Raw genomic sequence first — 23,186 nt, 5'->3', positions numbered from 1 at the left:
TATCATCAATATATGAGCTCTCTTTTTTTGAAGCATACTGTTGCGAGTGCGCAAGCAATTGTCAGAGACAGCAGCATCGATACCAAGGTATGACTAAAAAAATGGTCGCCAAAGAGCATTTTGTACCCTCCCATCGTCCACCCTAAGACAGTGACTGTCTCAAAGATTCTATAGCGATATTGTCGTAGCGTCGGTAAAAACGCCAAGCCATATAAAGAAAATCCTGCGCTAGCATGTGCTGCTGGAAAACACTTGGCGGGTGTCATAGCCACTATGTTTTGCCAAAGATTAAGGTATGGTAAGTCACCTTTAAAAACCATCAAGTGATTGGGGCAACTGACGTGGGTCACACCTTTGAGCATAGCAATGGTAGACGGCACCATAATCAATACGCTCAAAAGATAACTTATCTCACGCACCGATAAAGGAGTAAGGAATCTATCAAATTTTGATTTATTGGGCAGAGAGGTTTTAATCAAGGGCTGTCTATACTTGATGATTAACACGGTTATTAAGTAAATGCCGAGCAAAATCAGCAATAATTTAGGTAAATCATAAAATATAAACGCGTAAGGCTGCGCACCTTTATCTATCAGCCACCGACCATTTGCATAGAAAAGCTCACTGATACGAAGGTCCAATTGGCTATGCTCAAATGTCAGTGTCGCAATGAGGGTGAGGCACAAGAGTTTGAGCCAAGCCCAATCAGCGGAATTGGTTTTTACAGTCATTGATACACCCAAAAGATAGGATTCACAAGAAAGTGCTAGATAGCGCTATCAGCCATAGCAGGGTCAAAAGCAGTAATGCCAAAAATTGTGCAGCAGAACCGACATCTTTGGCTATTTTGGCCAGTGGATGCTGCTCTGTCGAAGCATGGTCAACACTGGCTTCGATACCCGTATTAAATAGCTCAACGATCAATGACAAGAAAGAGGCGACTATCAGCAGCATTTTTATACTGAGATCAAAAGGCGTGAAGATGAGTGCCATGAGTAAGGCAAAGTTGAGCCACAAAACCTGTCTAAAGGCCGCCTCAAATTGGTAAGCTGCTTTAAAACCATCTATAGAGTAACTGGTGGCTTTGACGATACGGGCAAGACCTTTTTTACCTTTCGCGTTACTGGCATAACTATCAATTGCAAGTAATGGGATAGGAACCGGTTGGCCTGTAGGCTCAAAATCGGGCTTTTTATAGTCAAAGTGAGAGGGTGTGACTTTGCTCATATTGAACTCTTTATACTCATGAATAGTAGGATATCCTGCAAGTGTTGAGTATAAGATAGCAAAGGTTAAGACAACGTTAAGAAAGCATTAAAAAATTATGGACATTTTTTAATGCCTCGCATTGATGAGTGCTATTGATAATAAATACTAAACGTACTACCACCACTTTCATTGGGGTGATGGGTTAACTGCCAGCCCATATGAGTCATGATACGCTGCACGATACTAAGCCCTAGCCCCGTACCTTCTACTTTATAAACAGAATGAAAGTTAGGGGATAGATCTTTATCCATTTGATTGTCGGTATCACTGTGATTTAGACGCTCAAACCTTTCATAAAGCAGAGGCATCATAACTTCAGGAATACCCAGACCAGTGTCCGTCACTGTTATTTTTTTAGCATCGATAGTGACAATGACTTCTCCATCATCCGTATACTGAAACGCATTTTTGATCAAATTACCCAACGCCATCTTAAGTAACTCAGGTCGCACATAGGCAGTGTATTCTTGTTCTGCTACCACTGTGCAGGTCACTGTTTTATAACGCAGCAAATACTTTAAACGTTCAATTTCATTGACTGCAATGCTATTAATGGATGTTAGCGGCGCATCCAATTTTTCAGGCGCACGCGAAAGCAATAATAAAGCCGTGATAATTTCAGAGGTCTCTTTGGCAGTATTGCTGATACGATTGGTAAATTCGCTCAAGCGGCTGTCATGTTCTAACTGTGAGGCCAACACTTCAGACGCGCCCATAATGATTGTCAATGGTGTGCGTAGCTCGTGGCTGACATCACCTGTAAACAGCTGCTCGCGTTTTAGATACTGCTCCAGTTTATGGTTTTTTTCATCAATCGCTCGAGCCAACACTCCGACTTCCGACGGCAAATGGGTCAACTCTGTCAAGTTACGATGGTCTGTTTCCACTGCCCGCTTTAAAGCCAGTAAAGGCTTGATGATTTGCTTGGAAGACAATTGAGAAAAGACAATAGCAATCAATAAACTTAAAATGACAGCAGCTTTCAAGGCAGCCGCAAATATGTCCTCTAAATGCTCAAAGATTGCCAAAACAGGATAATTTTCCATCACCATATCGGTGTTTTCTAGGTAGGTCAAAATGTAATTTTGTTGGTCGCGGTGATAGTGAAAGAAATGCAGTTCAGTGTTCGTTTTGTCTGCGCCCTTATCAACAGTGACAGAAATCTCTTGTACCGTTTCAGTCGCTATGGCTTTTAAATTCTCCGGTGCACTATCATAACGATAAATTTTAATCCCTGGTTCTGCCGTATAAACCGTCTGGTCACCATACTCTTTCTGACTGAGCTCTAGCTGCTGTAACAGACGAGCTTTAACCAAATCCTGCTCTATTCGCATTTCGGCATACAAAAAAATACTGACAAAAGTGGCGCACAGTAACAAGGCAAATAAGAGGTAGGACACACGAAACTTATTGGCTATAGAATCTATATTAAACATGGCATGGGCTTACTTGATAGTAGCAGAAGATAAGTATAGGTTATCAGGGATATAAATACGCCCGACCAGTTTATCGTTATTGACCGTTAAATGGCTCACAAAATGATAAAAAATGATCTGCGAGACAAATTATGACAAATTATCAGGGTCGACGATCTGATAGCCAACGCCTGGTATGGTCATTATCATCGGTTGAGCAAATGGTTTATCGACCTGTGCCCTTACGCTATGAAGATGAGTGCGCAAAGCATCACTACTTGGGATATCTCGTCCCCAAACTTTTTCCTCAAGCTCCGTTTTGCTGACCACTCGAGGAGCGGCGTTCATCAGCGTGGCGAGTATCTTAAACCCAGTTGGGGTCAATTTTAGAAAGATACCCTCGCGCTGAATAGTGTGCTCATCTGTATTTAGAGACAGTTTACCGACCTCTATACTATGCCGAAAGTGCTCATCTTGATGGCGACGTATGAGCGCTTTGATACGAGCTTCGAGCTCCACCAATGAGAAGGGTTTGACCAGATAATCATCAGCACCACTATCGAATCCTGCAACTTTATCCAAGATCGTATCGCGAGCCGTCAGCATCAATACCGGCGTCTTATCATGCAACTCTTCTCTGAGCTTCTTGCACAATTGAGTGCCATCCATACCAGGGAGCATCACATCCAATAATATAACGTCATAACGATTGGTTGATGCCAAAGTCAAACCACTATAACCATTGTGAGCGTTGTCGAGCTCAAAACCTTTTGGCTCAAAAAACGCATAGATATTGGCGACGATATCGGGATTGTCTTCAATAATAAGTATCTTGTACATGGCTATGACTACCTAAAGATGATTGCCTAAATATGACTGCCTAAAAACGCTTATCTATCATAAATAAGCGTTTAATTGGCGACCTTAAAAAAAGTAGGCGCTGAAGCTACCTCGTCGGTGGTGATATCAAAAAAGCTTAGTAAAGTTGGGGTGATAAAGTCATGTGATACTGGCTGAGTGCTCATACTCGTCAGACTCTCGCTACTGATACGGTTACCCGCAGGTGACCAAACAATCAACGGCACTTGCTTTTGCGCATTCGGCGCAATGCTATACGGCAGTCCATGTAAGTAGATATTGTTCTCACCCAAACTCTCTCCATGATCGCTAATATATACCATCACCACCTCATAGTCTTGTTGATAAGGCTTCAATGTTTCAATAACATTATTTAAGAAATAATCAGTATAGCCAATCGCATTGTCGTAACCGTTGATGACCGACTGTGCATCACATTTGGACAGCTCATTGGTCATACAAACTGGCTGAAATTTTTCAAAGGCTTTAGGATAACGCTTATAATAAGCGGGGCCATGATTGCCCATTTGATGCAGTATAACCAAAGTATCTTTTTGGCTAAAGTCCGACTTAACCATTTTATCAAAGCCATCCAACATGCCAATATCTCGGCATTCGCTATCACAATTGGGGTTCTTATCCGGCGTTTTGTAATCCTCAAACACCACTCGATCTGCCACGCCTTTAGAGCTAGAGTTATTGTCTCGCCAAATAACCTTGACGCCTTGTTTGTTTAGCGTATCTAACACATTTTCATTATAGGCAGCGGTATCTACATCGTAGTCACTTTGGTTTGCATAGCTGAACATACAAGGCACTGAATAAGCGGTAGAGGTGCCACAGGCCGTTACATTCTTAAAGCTATAGATATCCGCTTGTTTGGCGAGCAATGGCGTAGTGTTGCGTGTATAGCCATTCAAGCCAATGTGGTCAGCACGTACGGTTTCTCCGACCACAAAGACCATCAGCTTAGGTTTTGCAGTGCTATTCACAGCTGCGCTACGCTTGGCATCTGCTGCATGAAGTATCAGCGTATCGGGGCGTTGCTGTTCAGCTATATAATCCGTTCCTAGTTTTACGACAGAATAAATGGGCGTGATTGGGTTGCTATAATAACGGACTTCTTTATGCTGACGAAAAAAGCTAGCGTACTGATCGCCAAAAGGTATCAAGCAAAGCGCAAGCAGCGCAATAGAGGCAACTAAGGTTGCGGTCTTTTGAAGTATTGCGCGTTGCCAAGAGAGGCGCTTTAAACGAATTTTGCTAATAATAAATGCTGGAATGATGCCTAATAATACCACTCTAATCGCAAAACTTGGTGCCATTAGATCCATAGCCTCAGCTTGATCGGTTTGTAGGCTATTGATAAGCATATTACGATCAAAAATCGTGCCGTAAGCATCGGTAAAATAACCACAAACCGCTGCCACTAGCACCATGGTAATCAACACTGCTTTTGCCGTTGAACGATAACAAAGCAGCTGAAGTATCAGCCACAGCAAACCAAACAACAAGCCCACCAGTGAAAGAATGAACCCCACATTTGTATCAAGTGGGTAGATATTTAAGACTTGTGCAAAAAAACTAATATTAGCGGTAGTGACTAGATATAGTGCAGTGATGACGATAAGTACATTAACATTCAGCTCAAAATGATAGCGTTTGCTAATAGCATATTTTCTATCATGAACTTTGGTAAAGCTAGCACTAAGCGCTTGAGATATTGACATACAAATACTTCTCAACAGAATGAGTGAAGACCCAATTCATTAAAGTAACAAGTACCTTGTTAAGAAGGCGTTAAGCTGCTTGAATTAAAAATACTTTAAACGACAATGAGAAATTTAGGATGCTAGAAAATGAGTCATGCGCTATTCACTGGGATCAGCGCCGGGTGGAAAGTCATGGCGCAGCTGCGTGACATTAGCAGTGGTAACCGTGTCCGTATAGTTGTTCAAATCGCTATGCACATACTGGGTAACGGCAGCTATTTGCTGATCGGTCATCATGCTGTGGAATGATGGCATACCACGTAGACCATTCATGACGACGCTAATAATATAATACTTTGACTCCATCTTAGTATTATCCGCTAGCGGTGGATAGTAGCCTGCTCCTTGTGCGCCCTCGCCTTTTTGCATATGGCAACCTGCACAAGAATCCTCATAAAGCTTTTTACCATCAGTAGAAAAAAAACCGCTTTTACCTTGTGAGCTGCCTTCAAATTTGGTGAGCCATTTCTGCAAGCCAGCATCTTCGCTTATTTTCGGTATCGAATTGACATCAACGATATTTATGGAAGGTCTGCTCAGCGCTTCTTTGGACATATAAACCGCGCCCCACGCCCCGTTATTGCGGCTGGCTTGATCGTCAAATATCATGGGGCTGGATTGTTGACTGGCAATAGTGACCGCATTATCGTTACTATATTGACTACAGCCTGACACGGTAAATATGCCTACCAACGTTAATAATATGACTGTCTTATGTGAAATAAACGGTTTAAGACCGTTAAAAGAGCGTGGTTTTATCATGTTTATGATCGCCTTTATAATCGTTACTATATAGTTGTTACTATACGATCGTTACTATGCTGGGCTGGCCAAAACAGGCCTACTAGCCAAGTTTTTTGGCCTTTTGGTGTAAGCGTTTGGCCGCGTCCATCCCCGATAATATGGCCCCTTCTTGCCAAGCCGGAATGTGTGAGCAATGCTCGCCTGCTAGTACAATCCGATGATCAATGCTGCAAAGCGTATCGTAGTATTGCTCACGGCTCGATTCACTCCAAATACCATAACAACCAAGCGACCACGGGATACGATGCCAAGCGACTGACGTACCTGAACGAAACTCTTTGGGATATTGCGGATGGATACGCTTGCCGTATTCTAATGCCGCCTTGATGCGCTCTTTTGGCGTTAAGGAATTGAACTTATAAGAGGTTTCTCCAAAGCCATAAGCACCTAATAACACGCCAGACCCTTTGGTGAATAAGTCCTGCGATGGATAAGAGATTTGGGTAATAGGCAGATCCGTATAAGTGATGCCGCCGTAAATCCATTCATCCTCCTCCCAAAACCGCCGTTTGAACTCCAAACCAACTTTATAAGAGCTGTCATAAGGGACGGCTGCCATCGCTTGCTTCATTGGTTCTGAGACATTGATGTCAATTTGGGTTAATACTGACAGCGGAATAGTACAGATACACCAATCGGCACGAACGCTTTTGACGCTACCCTCTGGGTTATTGCTTGCAGAATTGGTGCTGTCGATATAATCAACAGTTACCCCTGTCTCATCTTGATTGATTTTGGTGACTTTGGCATTAAACTTGATCATATCGCGGCATTCACGTGTGAAAGCATCGCCTATTTTGCCCATACCTCCGACAGGTTGAAACATTGCTGGTTGGTGCACGTAAACGGTGTAATTAGCATAGAGATCAGACCACATCCCTGAGTCTAATAATTTTTTCATTGGGATAGGAGTAGATGGCTTAGCGTCGGGCATCAGACCGCCACCCGGATAGACACTATAGCCGCGATGTTTGCTGGTTTCATGGCTTTTGACGTAGCGATAGCTATTATCAAGAACGCCCCAACCTTTCAAACCTTCTAGTAACTTTTCTTTATCTTCTTTAGTGACTGTATCATCTAAGCTACCTTTATTGACTGCTTTAGATAGTAACTCTGACACGTAGCCACGGATATCGCTTTGTACTTCGCCTAAGCGCTGCGGTGCACCATTAAAATGGTTAGTACGATGTAGATAAGCACGATCATTGGTTTGGATAAAGGGCTGCAATGCGACATTAAATTTTTTGCAATAATGAAATACCGCATAGTGATGTACGGGCAATCGCCACGGTCCACCGTTAAAGTAATTGCCTTTTTCAAAGTCGCAAGTCACCTCCTCACCGCCAAGCTCAGTATATTTATCGCCACTATTTAGCGTCCAACTGCGCCCACCACCGCGATTTTGATATTCAAGCACGGTGACTTTATAGCCCGCTTTACGTAACTCGTAAGCTGCTGTAAGCCCGCTCAACCCTGCTCCCAAAATAACGATGCTCGCGCCAGCAGGAGCACCTTTGAGATCTATTTCTTGCTTAAAACTCGACTCGGATGCAAACCCCAATGTGGTCATCGCCTGATACATGGCAGTCGCGCCAGCAGTCTTACCGATCATTGAAAGCAATTGTCGCCGTGTAGGGGAATGCAATAAATCGTTCATTTAATTATCCTTGGCACAATTCGTTTTTATAGTAGGGTCTGTTGAACATTCAAATGTGGTACTGGCAGTGGCTATTTTTTAGACAATACGCAGTGAAATTTTTGACGCCTAGTCGTTCTAGGTTAGACAATTTCGCCATGTATTGGCAAAAAATAGTCCTGCCCTGAAAGGCTGATGCTAAAATCACCCCAAACGTTGTTGTAAAACTAGCTAAGGTCTCGACATTATCGTCGGTTTACGCCTAGTTTGATGCGATTTTAGCGATCAGCAGTCCTAATATTTGAATGTTCAACAGACCCTAATCAAACAAGCAAATTTTTAGATTCAATTCTTTAAATTTAAGGAGATGAGATTTAACTTTTTTCTTTGACGACGCGTTTGACATCCGCCGCACTGACTTCGCTACTTGGCAGACCACCGAAGTTGACTCGCACATAGTTAGTAATACTAGCGATTTGTGCAGGGCTTAGGTCTTTCTCAAAACCTGGCATTTTCGGTGCAGTATTGAACGCACCTTTTGCCCCAAAAGCGATAACGCCAATCAACGCATCAGGTTTAGCACGGCGAATACTACTAAGACCGACAATAGCAGCATAGCGGGCATCCGGTTGAGCGTACCCATCAACGCCATGGCAACTCCCGCAATGACCAAGATACAGGGCTTTAGATGAGGATTCAGCTGAGGGTTTAGACGAATCGCTGCTACTAGTTTTAGAAGTATTCGTTTTAACCTGTGCTAGATAGTCCTTTTGCTCTAGTAAATCATAAGTAATAGAGGAGCTGATGGGATTTGGTAAACGTGCAACATTAACCGGCAGCAGATAATCATCAGTCTTGATCGCAGGAATGACTTTTAGATAGTTAGCCATCGCGCTCAAATCTTCATCGGTGAGATAACGGGTACTATGTCCTACTGCTTCTGCCATAGGGCCGCCTGCATACGCCCGTTTATCAATTTTTCCAGTACGCAAATAAGTGACAATGTCACGCTCACTCCAACGCCCAATACCAGTGTCGTTATCAGGGGTAATATTAGGCGCAAACCATTTACCAAGCGGCGCACCAGATAGATAACGGTCTTTATCGAGACCTTGGGTGAGGTTGCGCGGCGTATGACAAGTGCCACAGTGCTCTAAATTATTCACCAGATATTCACCGCGCTGCTGCGTTGGTGTCAGACCAGTACGGTTTTTAGTAGACGGCACATTGATGACATTCCACGCGAGCATTAAGCTACGAATATTTAGAGGAAAAGGCAGTTGCGTTGTTTTTTCAGGTGGCTTATCGACGACAGGAACTGTTTGGAAATAAGCAAATAAAGCGCTAATATCATCATCCGTCATTCCATGATAGGACGGATACGGCATCGCCGGATAAAGTTGATGATTTGGCGCGCGACCTTTACGTAATGCTTTGGTAAAGTCAGCTTCCGTATAATTACCGATACCATACTGCGTAGAAGGCGTGATATTGGTTGAATAGATATTACCGATAGGCGTTTCGATAGGAACACCACCACTATAGTCCTCACGATGACAGGCCATGCAGTCGGCTGTACGTGCAATATAAGCCCCGTAATTGGCTAAATCATTATTGATTGGGCTAACATTAGGCAGGCTTATGCTGGGAGGTAAGCTGGATGGTGTCAGATTGCTATTGCCGATGCCTGTGCCGTCAGCAATGGCAATGTTAGAGGCTATGCTCAGCACGCTGAGAGCGAGTGTTGATATCATCATAGAAAGTGGCTTCATAGTATCCTTATCATACCAGTCAATCATCCTTGATCACTTTTCAGAAGCTGTCTGCTCTTCACTAATAAATCCTACTAAAAACAGACTCTACTAAAATAAAACTATTCATCGGTAATAGCTACTGTTTAATGGCCTCAATTTGAATCTCCAAGTTGAGGTTTTTAGTGAGTCCAAACCATGCATATTTATCGATATTCCATTTGGTTCGGTCAACGGTAGCCGTAAAATTACCATTGCAAACATCTTTTTTGAATGCGGGATGCAAATAACAGTCAAACTTAGTCGCTGTCAAGCTTATAGGATGGGTTTCGCCATGCAGGATTAAATTACCATCCACTTTTAGAATCTTAGGGAGCGATTTATTCTGATTAAAGTACCATTTGGTAGAGTCAAAACGCGCCAACGGAAAGCGCTGCATATCAAAAAAATTAGGACCTGTCAAAGTATGGTTGAATGCTTTATTGCCCGTATTCAAAGAGCTAATAGGAATAACTAATGAGATATCACCTGTCTGTGAGCTTGGATCATATTGCAAATTACCTTTGACATCATAAAAGCCGCCAGTAGTGGTCGAGGTTTTGAAACGCTCAATGCCGAAGCTTATATTTGTATTGATAGGATTGATGACATAGCTAGCGGCAAAACTGCCCGTTATGTTACTTATTATTAGCAATAGCAGTGTTAGAAAGGCAAAAACATATGATCTTTTTTGACCGCTGTCTGAAGCGCCCATAGCCACATTCCTTCGTAAGCATTGTAAGCCTTATTGATACTACTGACTTTTTTATTGATGGACGCAATCCATGCTTGTACTTAATAAAAATTTAGCCATTTTAAGATCGCTACATAGATAACTTTGTTAGTTGATAATACACTCTAATAACTTATACCCTATTTTCCAAACACTTAGGAGTATTATTTTAGCGAAGGCAGCAATATCTGCTTAGGCTAAATTTTCGCTATATATCTATTATCATAAATAGCGCGCCGTTAAGAAAACGTTAAGACGGTAACTTGGTTTAGGAAGGATGATTACATTAGCAATTTAAGGCAGGTAGTTGCGCGTTTTTACTGTCGTACTCTCTCAACGTGTTGAATCTCTGACGATACCAGTTCGGTTCGTTTTGATACGCGCAACATTTATCAGTAAGTATGAAGCATCTCTTAACTTAACGTTCCCCCAACCCTTCTGACAGCGTTTTGGTAATAGGCTTGGTGAGGTAAGACAATACTGTGCGCTCCATCGCTTTTATGTCAACAGAAGCCGTCATGCCTGGCTTGATGACTATCTTGTCTTCCCGACCCTTAAATTCAGCACCAGTGATAACGATTAGCACGCGATAGTAAGGCTCTTCGCCTTTGGGTGTTTGCTCCATCAAAGTATCTGGGCTGATGTAATTGACGGTGCCAGTCATCGACCCAAATATTGAATAATCATAGGCATCAAGCTTGACGGTCGCGTCTTGTCCTTCCTTTATATAAGCAATATCTGCAGGACTGACTTTCGCATCTATAATGAGGTCACTACTGGTCGGTAGAATCTGCATGATGACCTCACCCGGCTTAACAACACCGCCAATAGTCGTCACATTTATATTGTTAATTTTACCTTCTGTAGGTGACAACAAACGCTTTTCACCTAATACTTGCACGCGATCTCTTAGCTGCTCAAGCTCGGTATCCAAATCCTCTTGAGCTTTTGTCATCTCAGCTTGCGCTTCCTCAAAGTACTTGTTGCGCTTGTTATTGATTTGCGCTTCAATGTCCGCCACTTGACGACTGAGCTTGATGACATCAGCTTGACTGACATCCCCGTACTTTAATAGTGGCTCATTCATGCTTAGCTCTTGACGCGCCAAAACCAGCATTTTTTCAAGAGAAGAAACCTCTTCATTGATGGCCTGACGACGGCGGTTATACAGCGCTCTTTGGTTCTGTACATATTCAGGATAACCCTGTATTTCTTCAGGAAATATCAAGGGTTTTTCAAAAATTTCGGCATTCAATCGGGCTAACTTGGCTTTTAATGCCGCTGTCTTGGAAGCAGAGTTATCTACCGCGGCTTTGGCTCGCTCTTCTTCTAACACGACAAGCAACTGTCCCGCCTTTACTTCCTCACCTTCTCTGACAGCTAATTGGGTTAATACACCTCCTTCTGATGCTTGAATTTCCTGTGTTCGAGCACTTGCAATCACCGTTGCTTTGGCACGAGTTACTTGATCGATTTTGGCAAATGATGCCCAGACGATCAAAGTAATAATACCAATCAAAGCAATCCAAATACTCAGTCTTGAACGATTAACTTTGGGATTGGTGGGTGTATATTTATACTCTGACATACCTACTTCCCTTGATCGTCTGGTGAGTTTTTAGCACTGCTAGCTTTTATGCTGATATTTTTGACCCTAGACGTTACGGGCTTGGTCTCATCAGCACCTTCTTTTGATGGTTGACTGGTTTTGTTAATAATTTTATCTTTTTGCTGTACAGTGGTCTTGTTTTTTGCTTGATCGTTTTTGCGAAGCTCATCGAGTACCGCCTGTTTTGGACCATCAATGATAATGCGTTGATTGTCCATAATGATCAAACGGTCAACCAAGTCCAGCAATGCTGTCTTATGAGTAGAAACAATAAATGTCTGCCCCTTTGTCAGCTCCTGACGCAGTACTTGTAAACAGCGCTGTTCTTGCCGATTATCCATAGACGCAGTAGGCTCGTCTAACAAAAATACATCGGGTTTGGTCAATAGTAAACGAGTGAACGCCACCAGTTGTTTTTGTCCACCTGACAGTCCTTTACCGCCTTCACTAATCGGCAGGTCAAGACCGCTTGAATGGCTCGATACCAAGTTTATGAGCCCTGTTCTATTTAGAGTATCTTGCAAGACATCATCATTGGGCGCTGCCATACCGATTAATAAGTTTTCTCGTAATGTCCCCTGAAACAATCGATGGTCTTGTTGCAGATAGCCCAAGCGCTCACTCAATGTCTCACGGCTTATTTGATGTATATCAAGACCATCCAATAGCACTCGCCCTTTGGTGGGTGCATACAATCCTGCCAGCACCTTGAGCAAGGTGGATTTTCCTGAACCGATAGGCCCAAGTATCGCTATTCGTTCTCCTGGCTTAATCACCAGCTGTGAGATATTGATGGCTGGTCGATCATTGTCTTTGTAATTAAATATCAAACCATCACATTGATAAGCGCCTTTGATATGCGTGGGCGACAATGGATAAGCAACGCCTTGATTGTCCTGCTCCAGTGCAAATAAACTTTCAATATTCAGTTTGGCGGCCTTGGCATGAGCATATTGCACCAGCAAGTTTGGTATAGCCATAACCGGTGCCAGCACCCTACCACCCAGTATCGAGCAGGCAATCAGTCCACCCATCGTCATGTCGCCCTGCATCACGACAAATGCCCCGACTATCACAATACCGACATAGCTTGTTTGCTGCAGCATTTGCGTAAAATACGTCAAATTGTCATTGGCATGCTTCATATCCAAGTCGTTTTTGATGGTAATGTCCATCACATCAAGCCAACGCGAGAGAAATTTCCAACTGCCTGCCCCTGCTTTTATGGTCTCGACGCCTTCCACAGCTTCTACAAGCAGACCTGTTTTATAATAAGAAGCTGTCGCGCCTTCTGCTGCAATAGCATCAATGCGCTTACGAGCAACTAATCCCATCGTAATCGCGATTACTGCCGCGATCACGGGTACGGCAGCCACTAAAGGCGACCCAATAAAAGCCACCAAACTGATGAAAATAATGGTCATGGGCAAATCGACCAAGCCAAAGAGTGTACTTGCGGTAAAAAAGCTACGCACTTGCTCATAGCCACGTAACTGCGCTGCCATAGAACCGACCGATCCTGGCATCTGATCGATACGGACTTTTAATAAACGTTGAAACACTTCCCGAGACAAATACTGATCGAGACCGACGACCACTTTATCCATGATTCTTGATCGGGAAAACTTCATAAATGCTTCGAATAAAATCACCAAAAAGACACCACTCGCCAAAATAATGAGCGTGTATTCACTACGCGTCGGTATGACGCGGTCATAAACTTGCATAGAAAATAACGATACGGCTAATGCCAGCATATTGATTAAAAAAGTCGCAATAACGGCTTCCACCAAAATGCCTTTATAATTGCCCAAATCAGATTTTAGCAGGTCAGAGAATGAGGCTTTACGCTGCTTGATATGGTCTTCTTTTAGGCGGATACGCAACACCAATGACAGCTCTTCGGCACGTGTCTGTACATGGCTATTCGCTTGTCTAAGGTTCCAGCTCTTTTGCGGGGTTTGACTATCAATTACGCCCCAACCCAAATCTGTTCGATAAGCCAATAAAGGCAAAAAAGCGGCATCGGGCTGCTCCAATATTTCAGGTGTGTCCGTTATGCCGATGCCTTCTAATACTGCAATGACACCGCCTAGCTCATGAATACTTTGACCTTGTCTGTCCGATTGCTCACTATGCCGCCTGACGACATCATGGAGCCGTATATTATCTACCGGATAGCCTTGCTGCCCGAGTAAATGCTTAATTGCATCGGTCAACGTTTCGGTCAGATCAATCTGCTCCGAGTATTGCAACTCATGGTGACCAACAGACTGAGACGTTGTCTTTTGTAATTGTGCACTCATATTAATCACTTATTGAATATTGGAGATGGTTGCGTATCCAAGATACTGTAGTAGCAAATAGAGAAACCTCTATTATTCTTATATCAGACCAATACTAGTCAGTATTTTTGAGAAGTAGCGGTATGCTCTCTTATATGACCGTCTTGTTTAGGGCCTATTCTCTTGGTTCGTTATTGGCGTAATACTGTAATCATCATTTAACATAAGATACTCTCCATTATTTAGACTCTGCTCTGCAGTCGCGGGTAGTTTAATCTCGATATACTCTTCTTCTACTGTGTTTTTTCCATAACCAAACTCACGACTTACGCTGCTTTTATCTTGCTTATTGAGCCACTGTTTTACAGAGTCTGTCGGGCTAAACAAAGTGACTGTCTTGCGATTATTAGAAAACTGTTGCCACTGCATAATACCAAAGTCCACTTGCAGCCTATAGAATGCACCCAGCATCTCCGCCCGAGTTTGTACCAGCTGTACTTGATAGTCGTTGTGTTCACGGACAGCATTGAGCACTTCGAGCCATGACTTGCGCCCTGCAATAAACTGCCTACGGTAAGAGCTGACCACAATCTGTGCGCCTGCGACAGCAGCGACCAGTGATGTCTCTCTATCCTTGGCACTCACAAACTGCTGATACTGAACTTGAATGTTTTCTATGACATTACGGCGCGCCGCTTCTTGGTTTTGTACCAGACTGTTGACCTGTGCCTGTGACGCACGTGCAAGCGCAAAGTTGGAAAAACCAGCGCCTGGGGCATAACTTAACCCTAATGAAAACTTACCATCATTTTCATTATTTTCGTGATAGTAAGCATGTTCGTATTGAGCATAAACGGTTGGATATCGAGCCGCTTGCTGTGCTTCAACGCCTTGCTTGGCAGATTCGATCTGAAAGTGCTCTTTGACGACCGTGGGATTATAAAAACCCACTCGATTAAAGGCCATTTTTTCAAAGTCGATCGATTGCTGTTTGGCTTGATTTACCAATACTTTGATGTTCGGTATACTCATTGCACTCATCTGAGACAATGATTGACCGATGATTTGCTCAAGCCTAGCAGCAGCGATACGTTGCTGTTCGACCGCAGATTGATAAGCCGTCTGCTCTTGTAAGATACGATTTGTCACTAGATCCAGTTCAATCCTAGCGGATACACCTTGCCCAACGCGACGCTGCATCATGGCCTCAAAGTCACTAAGTTCTTTCAGGTTTTCAACATGGACGCTTTGTTTTGCGACGGCTTGAATATAACTCTGCCAAGCATCAATCGTCGTTTTTGCCACTAGGTTTTGTTGCTCATAGATATACTCTACGGCTGCCTTATCATCGAATATGGCTTGATTGACATCAGCAGTGAGCTTGCCACCTGTCCACAGAGGCTGGCGAAGGGTCACTTGTGAGACAAAGTCATTGTCTCTATCGTAACCTGAACTCACGCTTGGCGTCGGCAAGAGATTTAACTTAGCGGCATTGATACCTTCTGTGGTTGCTTCTTGACTGGCTCGAGCTGATCCCACCAAAGGATGCGTTTGAATTGCCTGCGCCACTAGGCTATTGATTTGGAAATCTGCTACTACTGCGTGTGAAGTCACTGTAAAACATATACCAGTCGCCAAAGCGGTCATAAAATGGCGCACTGAAATACTACAAAGTAACTGCTTACGATTTGACGAATTTTTCATGTTATTTTAGTAACCGTCCTTGTTGATTCACTCTCAAATATGTATTCAACGCTTCTGTGTAAAATCTTACTAGACCTCAGTTGGTAAGGCAATAATTCATATAGCCAATCAAGCTAACTAACTAACTAACTAACTAACTAACTAACTAACTAACTAAGGTTATGTAACTTTATTAAAGCTCATATTCAAATATCATTTGTTATCAAATTCATATTACATAATGCAAATAACTAAATTTAAGCAAAGCTATTCATAAATTTTTCAGACAGCTCATAGCATATTTCTCGACTCTCAGCGCCTAAAACAATACTTATGTAGTGAGTGTTGTCATCAATCCAGTAATTGATTAAATTAGCACCAATACCAACCAAGTTACCTGTTTTTAATCCTAAAATATTTGAGTGTACGCGCATCAATTTATTGGTATTAAAAACCTTTTTTCCATTAAATTTAAAAGCACTCAAAGAGCAATAAGCTGCTATTTCAGCATATTGACTGATAAATACTTTAGAAAGCTTACTCATGTCTTGGGCTGTGGTATAGGCATTTCTGTTGAGACCTGAACAACTACTCCAGTGACTGTTAGTTAAACCCATTGAATGAGACTTATGAACCATTTGTGTGACAAAATGCGCTTCATTACCAGAATGCCAACATGCCAAAGCAAATGCTGCCTCGTTAGAGCTTGCAATTAGCGCAGACTCAATAAGCACTGATAACGGTATTTTTTCTCCCTTTTTATAAAACTTATAATACTCGCTGCTACCTCTTAGTAAATCGACAGGCATCTCAATTAAAGTCAGCAAAGGGTCAATACTGTCTTGCTTTACTTTATCCCATATCAACATCACTGTCATCAACTTGGCCAATGACGCCATCATTTTTGGTGTGTTTGATTGGACCGACATGATCAGGAGAGAATTGCTTATCTTGTTGTCCTCAAGCTCAAAACTCTCAACCAATATAGCAGCGTTAGTATCAAACTCTTTCATGATAGAGTCTTCTACTCTAACTGCTTTAGTAATTCTATTGTAGGCAACAGGTTTTTGACACTCTAGAAATATCTTATTGAGTCCGATACCATTAGATGCTTTGATAAAAACATGGTCATGATTTTTGATAAACTGCACAAGCTGAGTGGTCAAAGATTGCGTGTCTTGAAAATGATAAACTTCGATATTTGACTGTTTAAGCGCATCAGCCACAGCTTTGCTCTGCTTGCCGACTAAAATTAAAGTTCTAAAAGCCATTTTTTCGATCAACGGTATCAGCTGTAAATGATATTTACCGCTATCATTACCAAGCTCTAACATATCGCCCAAAATTACCAGCTTGTTCTGAGCAGGTATTTCTAGTTGCTCAAAGGTTTCAAGCGCTGCTTGCATGGATAGTGGGTTGGCATTATAAGCTTCGTCATAAAGTGTGATTGGCATATTTTTATAGATCGTTTTTAGAACCTGCCCTCGCCCAGCGACTGCTTCAAACCTCTCTAGCCTGACAATAGCTTCGTCAATCGATAGGCTATAATGATTTACTACTGCCAATATGGCCATGGCGTTGAGTACCATATGCTTGCCACGTGCTTGTAAAGTAAGCGTGTAAGTCTGTCCATCAACCACTATCTGTGCGTTCGCATTTTTGTGAGCATAGCTTAGCAGCTTTATCATAGCCTCACTGTGTTCGCCATAACTGATAACGTGTATACCCCAAGTATGCGCCAGCTGCTCAATAATGTTGTATTGCTTAATATCTCGGCAAATAACCGCTACAGAACCTGGTGCCATACCTTCAAAGATACGTGATTTTTTGAGGGCAATCGTTTCAACATTATGGTGATACTCAAGATGAGCAGCAGCAATGTTGGTGATCAATGCTATATCTGGACGCACTAAATTGGTATTGCCAGACATAGAGCCAATTGCCATCTCTAATACCCAGTAATTCATAGCCTGCGGCATACACGCCAAATTCCATGCAATCCCTACTGGTAGATTCGCGCTAGATTGCGTATAACCAGCACCACCAAAACCATCTAACGTATGTGCCAACATATTTACAGATGTAGTTTTGCCAGCGCTACCCGTGACACCAATAATTTGACCATTAAAGACCTGCCGAGTATAACGTCCGATATCGATAGTCGCTTGACGTATATTGCGGACGTGTAATACAGGGACACCCAAATCTTGATATGCCGATACATCATCGGTGACAATCGCAGCAGCCCCTTTTTTTATTAACAACTCAACAGCAGCTTTAGACAAGTAGCCTACTGACATACTCTTGCTTCTAGCTACTATCAGCTGACCTGATTTGAAACTGGGCGGCCAAATACAAAGACCCGTAGCAAGCCAGTTATCTGATGGCGGCACGAACCATTTACCTTTAGTGGCCCTTATAAGATTATCAGCCGTTAAGACAGAGTCCGCTACACCCTGCCTGTTAGTGCTATCTGTTTGCGGTTTACCTGAATTATCGGTACTGGTTAGTTGGTTGTTTTTTTGATGTTGCTGACTTCGTTTAGTAACAATTTTTGGATAATTTGCATTTTCTAAAAAATCTCGATAAGCCACCAGCCCTGATAAATAATGCTCTACATCATCAATTCGTACTCTAAATGAGTGATGGCGAATAAAGAAACCATGCAAAATGGTTTGCGGTGCTTTAAAAAACATCGCCATCTCTGGAAAGAAAAAACCATTCATTAAATGATTGGCACGTGCATGTAGCGCTTGATAAAACGCTTGAACATCAAAGCCATCTAATACGTCATGAAACTCTGGATACACATCTAACGTTAACAGCATTTTATGAAACGCCATCGACAGCTCAAGCAAAGTTGGAAACGTGGTGATACGGTTTTTGATAAAGTCGGTATAGCCTCTAATATTATCGACTGCAAACTGAAAATACTTTTTTTCAGGTTTATAAATAATTAGCTCGTTTGAACAGTAAGATAACCAATGGTCGTGTGCTTGATGATGTTTGGCGTCAATAAAATAATCAAAAGCGCGTGTTACACAATTTAGCCAACGCGCGTCTTTGGTCAAGCCATATAAACGCATTAAGGCAAATGCTGCTTCGCCATCATAATAGATGATACGGTTTTTGGCTTTCAGTGATAGATCATGGCCATGTAATACATGGACAAAGCTACCATCCTCTTGTTGCATGGCTTCGATTCCAGCCGCCAACTTAGCGGCCAAATTATGGTACTCATCAGCGAGCGGCGTGTCTTCAAACACTTGTAAGTATTTAACCAGTGCCAGTATCGCAACGGCGTTAGCACCCAGCTTAACCTCGTCACCTGTATCTATCACATAGGCTTTGTCATCATAATGTCGGATAAGCTCATGGATCAGGTAATGCATGGCGTTATCAATATTGCTTTTCATATCAGCCAAGCTAAGCTTTTCTGCTGATGTTGCTTTTGTTGATACGGCTTCATTGCTTGCGATAGCATTGTCACAATGGGTAGCATCAAAACCATAGCAAGCTTCATAACCTTCTATAAGTGCATAAGTGCTACTGGCATGGCGCAGGCTGTTATAAGTGTCGATGGTGCGATCAAAACAAGGAAAATACCCATACACATATTGACCCGAAGGCGTGACTTGTTTGGCAAGATAGTTCGTGGCCTGCTCAATAATAGGTTGTGTGCTATTTGCCGATAAGGGCAATAATTTACGATGACCTTTAAAACGTGGCTGAGTATCGAGGTTATGGCACGCTCCTGTGGTTGCATCAATAAATACACCTGCTGTGTTAAAGCTAATGACAGCTAGGTCATCGCTGAAAATTGGGATTTGGCTACTACCGTGACGCGCCTTTACATATACATTCAGATTTTTAACATTTACCCCTGCGTGAGATACTGTATTGCCCATATACAAACAAGCGTTAGCATTTAGCTCCATTTCGGTAAGCAACAACCAAGGCTCGCGCACTCCTTCAAATGCAATACCCGAGCGGTAATAGTTTCTCTTAAACCCTTTTAAGCTTTGCTGAAAACTTGACCAAGTAGTAGGTAACATTTGATTAAGCCACTCAAATCTTAGCCAAATAATGGGGGCATCAAACTTTTGCGATAATGTACTGATTTTTTCAATAATAATGGGCAGTATTTTTTCAAAATAAGCAAAGCGATTAATACTATCCAAGGCATCACTTTCAACTAAATCATCAATGATAAAAGTAATCGTCTTGGCTCTTTTATGACCATCTGATACCGACAATACAAAGGTATTTACCAAAGTATCTGACGCAATGTTGTTTAAATCACTTTCTTTTTCGTCATTCAGTTTCGTGAGATGTGATTGCGTCCAGTTATCATAAATAGCTGGTAAATTTTTTTCTAAACAGCTCACTAAGAGTTTCGAGTTTATATCTTCATCCATGTCTTTATTGTCCTGTAGCATCTTTCACTTTGTCATATTTTAAATATAAACATACAGCACTTATATTAAGCATATATTTTTAACTTTATTCACTATATCTTAAAAAATCAGATAGACATTGTAAAAAACGCTTCCATTTCGGAAGCGTTTTAAAATTGCAATGAGATTAGTTGGTATTAGATAATATTAGTGATATCAGTATCAATATAGATCTGTGTAGAGATATCACTACCTGCTTGCCATACATTGAACATCTCACCGTCTGAGGTAACCTGTTCAACATTTGACCAACTATCACCTTCTAGATTGACTGTATCATCGCTATCACCTCTAACATAAATAGCGGAATTAACGTCTTTAGCTGCTACGTTTAAAGTATTAGCACCAATGCCGCTGATATCAATGATATCAAGCTGCATCATATCAGACAGGCTAATAACTTGATCTGCACCCTCAAAGCTAAGAGTATCGAGACCATCGCTTGAGGTGGTTAGGGATGTATCAGGAAGTTCGATAGTGTCATCAGTAGCAATTGTGAAGCTTTCATCTAGCAGCATGCTACGTGCAGAAAACGCCCCAATATCAGCATTGTAGTCAAGCGTAATATCGAGACTTGCAGTAGATGATTCGCCATTTGGTGCAGTAACTGTATACTCGAAGCTATCAATATCACCAAACGTACCCGTGAAATTAGGACTGGCAACATAGTTATAACTACCGTCTGGATTTATGGTTAGTGTGCCATACGTTCCATTGATAATACTGCCGCCAGTCTCTACAGGCGAATTATTCACTGCCGACACGACCGTTCCGGCTGTAATAACGTCTGTGCCATCAGTACCTGAATCAGTAATGACATTCCCATTTACGGAGGCACTAACCGTTGCAGGTGGGTTGTAGCTTGTGATGACATCAGACGTGGTACGAATCGTAAGGTCACTCAGTAATGAGGCGTTTAAAAGTCCACCGTTGTTACCGAGAGTGACATAGTAAGTTCCACCACCTTCAAACTCTGGTAATGGTAGATCATTTGCGTTCCATGTGGTAGGTAAAATACCTGTTCCATCGAGCCAGTTAGCTTGTTCATAAACAAGTATGGCCTGAGAGCTACCTTCTTCTACTCTATAGACTAGAAGATCAAAATCGATATCTCCTAGACCTAAAACAACTGATAGACTCAAGAGAGCAGAGCCACTACCATCCACCGTTACCTGCCGAGTTGTGTTTTCAGCTATGTTGAAAGAAAGTGCATTACCACCACTAAGTAGACTTACGTCAATTGTGCCCGCAAGAACACCAACATTGAGAAGTCCGCCTACAGAAGTACTCTGTAGAGCGGCATTAGTAGTTGATGTCTGGAAACCTATATCCAGTGCAACTTCATTATCAATAGCCACTGGCACAGTCGTATCCACAGTGATAGTTGCAGTCGCAGCAACGCTTACGTTACCAGCGTAGTCAGTTGCTGTAGCGCTCAATTGCTCAGCACCCTCAGCCATTGCGTTAACTTCTGCTCTATCAACGTTCACGCTCCAGTTACCAGCAGCATCAACAATGGCCGTACCTAGGACATTATTCGAGCCGTCAGTCAATGTGATAGTATCACCTGAAACCCCTGTACCTGTTACCGCAAAACTTGCCGCTGCCTCAGTACCATTAACGATGTTATCGCCAGCAATAGGATCATCGATCGTTGGAGCATCTGGTGGAGTCGTATCAATGACAGTATCGATATTGATCACCAACTCTGCCGTATCACTAGTGACGCCATCAGAAATAGTATAAGTAAATGTCTCTGACTGACCTGATGATGCAAAATCACCGTTTGCAGTATAAGTATAGTCACCATTTTCATCGATAACTAAGACACCATACTGACCCTGTATCGTAAATACCGTTATGCCATCGACTACCTCAATTGTCGGCACTAACGGATTGCTGTTACTGTCTATGTCAGTAACTGTTGTATTAAAAGTAATCGTATCTTCACCTGGCTCATCTGTGACCAATGAATCAGGATCAATGACATTGCCTGTTATTACAGTATCATTAGCATAATCGAACTCAGTCACTGTAGCAGTGATATCCGTCGTTTGGAGTAATGTCAAAGTATTACTCAGTAGTGCTTCGGCTACTGCATCGAGCACAGGATCAATCACCCCGCCAAGTAATGTATTTAATAATACATTTCCTTGAAGCAAACCGACCAATTCACCAGCACCTAATTCATCAGTTGCCTGTAATGCAACTTCAAGAATGCCCCTAACGGTGGTTCCTAATTGCAAAATAGGATAATCAGAGTTCAGTGCAGTCTCTACTGCACTTAGAACTGACGCTTGGTTATCAGGTCCCAAAACAACGCCAGCCTCACCCAACTCCGTTAACGTAATATCGGCGACCAGAGCTTCTAGAACGCTACGATCATTACGTACCACGATCGTATAGTCACCCGGCTCTAAACCAGATACTGTTGCGGTCAATGTATCGTTACCAGTTAGTCCTAATAACTCTAGACCTATTACATCACCTACCAGTGGATTGTCACCAGTAGTACCAACGTAAACACGTTCGCCATTACTATTATAAATCTCTATATTAACTGCATCCGCTACTGCGACTAACGCTGTCTGTTTAACTTCAATGCTGACAGTACCACTCGCACCTTCACTCACTGTAAAGTTAAGATTACTATCTGCGCCACCAGTACCTTCAGCAACACCAAGTATATCTAAATCTGAATCACTGATTGGATCATAATAAGTGACTTGTAAACTACCTAGATCTAGATCATCTGAATCGTTACGAGCGACGAGCGGTGGCACAATGATTGTTGGTACTGTGCCGGTCGTTGACGCACTGTCGAGTGTGCCATCGGTGGCATTGACCACGGGGGCTGGTAAGGTGCCACCACTGT

General features: G+C 42.4%; 14 protein-coding genes. All 14 read right to left on the bottom strand.

The features are described from left to right. Window positions 1-5: 5 nt before the first annotated feature. Window positions 6-731 (bottom strand): PAP2 family lipid A phosphatase, encoded by a 726-nt coding sequence (locus AAEY72_RS13305; RefSeq protein ID WP_352310891.1) that lies wholly within the window; start codon window positions 729-731, stop codon window positions 6-8. Window positions 732-753: 22 nt separating this feature from the next. Continuing rightward, on the bottom strand, window positions 754-1,227 hold the full coding sequence (locus AAEY72_RS13300; RefSeq protein ID WP_502945381.1) for a diacylglycerol kinase: 474 nt from the start codon (window positions 1,225-1,227) through the stop codon (window positions 754-756). Window positions 1,228-1,358: 131 nt separating this feature from the next. Next, window positions 1,359-2,705 carry a sensor histidine kinase gene (locus tag AAEY72_RS13295; protein WP_352310889.1) on the bottom strand — a complete coding sequence of 449 codons (1,347 nt, stop codon included), beginning with the start codon at window positions 2,703-2,705 and terminating at the stop codon, window positions 1,359-1,361. A gap of 129 nt (window positions 2,706-2,834) precedes the next feature. After that, window positions 2,835-3,524, bottom strand: coding sequence for a response regulator transcription factor (locus tag AAEY72_RS13290; RefSeq protein WP_352310887.1), 690 nt, complete (start codon window positions 3,522-3,524; stop codon window positions 2,835-2,837). A gap of 71 nt (window positions 3,525-3,595) precedes the next feature. Beyond that, window positions 3,596-5,272, bottom strand: a complete 1,677-nt coding sequence (locus tag AAEY72_RS13285; RefSeq protein ID WP_352310885.1) for a phosphoethanolamine transferase — start codon at window positions 5,270-5,272, stop codon at window positions 3,596-3,598. Between the two features lie 141 nt (window positions 5,273-5,413). After that, window positions 5,414-6,076: a c-type cytochrome gene (locus AAEY72_RS13280; protein ID WP_352310883.1), complete on the bottom strand. Its 663-nt coding sequence runs from the start codon at window positions 6,074-6,076 to the stop codon at window positions 5,414-5,416. 82 nt (window positions 6,077-6,158) lie between these two features. After that, window positions 6,159-7,775: a flavin monoamine oxidase family protein gene (locus AAEY72_RS13275; RefSeq protein WP_352310881.1), complete on the bottom strand. Its 1,617-nt coding sequence runs from the start codon at window positions 7,773-7,775 to the stop codon at window positions 6,159-6,161. A 353-nt stretch (window positions 7,776-8,128) separates the two neighbouring features. Continuing rightward, window positions 8,129-9,526, bottom strand: a complete 1,398-nt coding sequence (locus AAEY72_RS13270; protein ID WP_352310879.1) for a c-type cytochrome — start codon at window positions 9,524-9,526, stop codon at window positions 8,129-8,131. A gap of 118 nt (window positions 9,527-9,644) precedes the next feature. Next, complete coding sequence (locus AAEY72_RS13265) at window positions 9,645-10,259, bottom strand: YceI family protein (protein WP_352310877.1); 615 nt, start codon at window positions 10,257-10,259, stop codon at window positions 9,645-9,647. A 436-nt stretch (window positions 10,260-10,695) separates the two neighbouring features. Continuing rightward, window positions 10,696-11,865 carry a beta-barrel domain-containing protein gene (locus tag AAEY72_RS13260; RefSeq protein ID WP_201591805.1) on the bottom strand — a complete coding sequence of 390 codons (1,170 nt, stop codon included), beginning with the start codon at window positions 11,863-11,865 and terminating at the stop codon, window positions 10,696-10,698. A 2-nt stretch (window positions 11,866-11,867) separates the two neighbouring features. Beyond that, window positions 11,868-14,192, bottom strand: coding sequence for a type I secretion system permease/ATPase (locus AAEY72_RS13255; RefSeq protein WP_352310875.1), 2,325 nt, complete (start codon window positions 14,190-14,192; stop codon window positions 11,868-11,870). A gap of 147 nt (window positions 14,193-14,339) precedes the next feature. After that, window positions 14,340-15,875 (bottom strand): TolC family protein, encoded by a 1,536-nt coding sequence (locus tag AAEY72_RS13250; RefSeq protein ID WP_352310873.1) that lies wholly within the window; start codon window positions 15,873-15,875, stop codon window positions 14,340-14,342. A gap of 236 nt (window positions 15,876-16,111) precedes the next feature. Beyond that, window positions 16,112-20,293 carry a Mur ligase family protein gene (locus AAEY72_RS13245; RefSeq protein WP_352310871.1) on the bottom strand — a complete coding sequence of 1,394 codons (4,182 nt, stop codon included), beginning with the start codon at window positions 20,291-20,293 and terminating at the stop codon, window positions 16,112-16,114. Between the two features lie 155 nt (window positions 20,294-20,448). Beyond that, a partial coding sequence (locus tag AAEY72_RS13240; protein ID WP_352310869.1) for an Ig-like domain-containing protein occupies window positions 20,449-23,186 on the bottom strand: 2,738 nt, incomplete at its 5' end.

Source organism: Psychrobacter sp. W2-37-MNA-CIBAN-0211 (assembly GCF_040309405.1).
Classification (GTDB): domain Bacteria; phylum Pseudomonadota; class Gammaproteobacteria; order Pseudomonadales; family Moraxellaceae; genus Psychrobacter; species Psychrobacter glaciei.
This window is presented reverse-complemented; position numbering and strand designations above follow the sequence as displayed.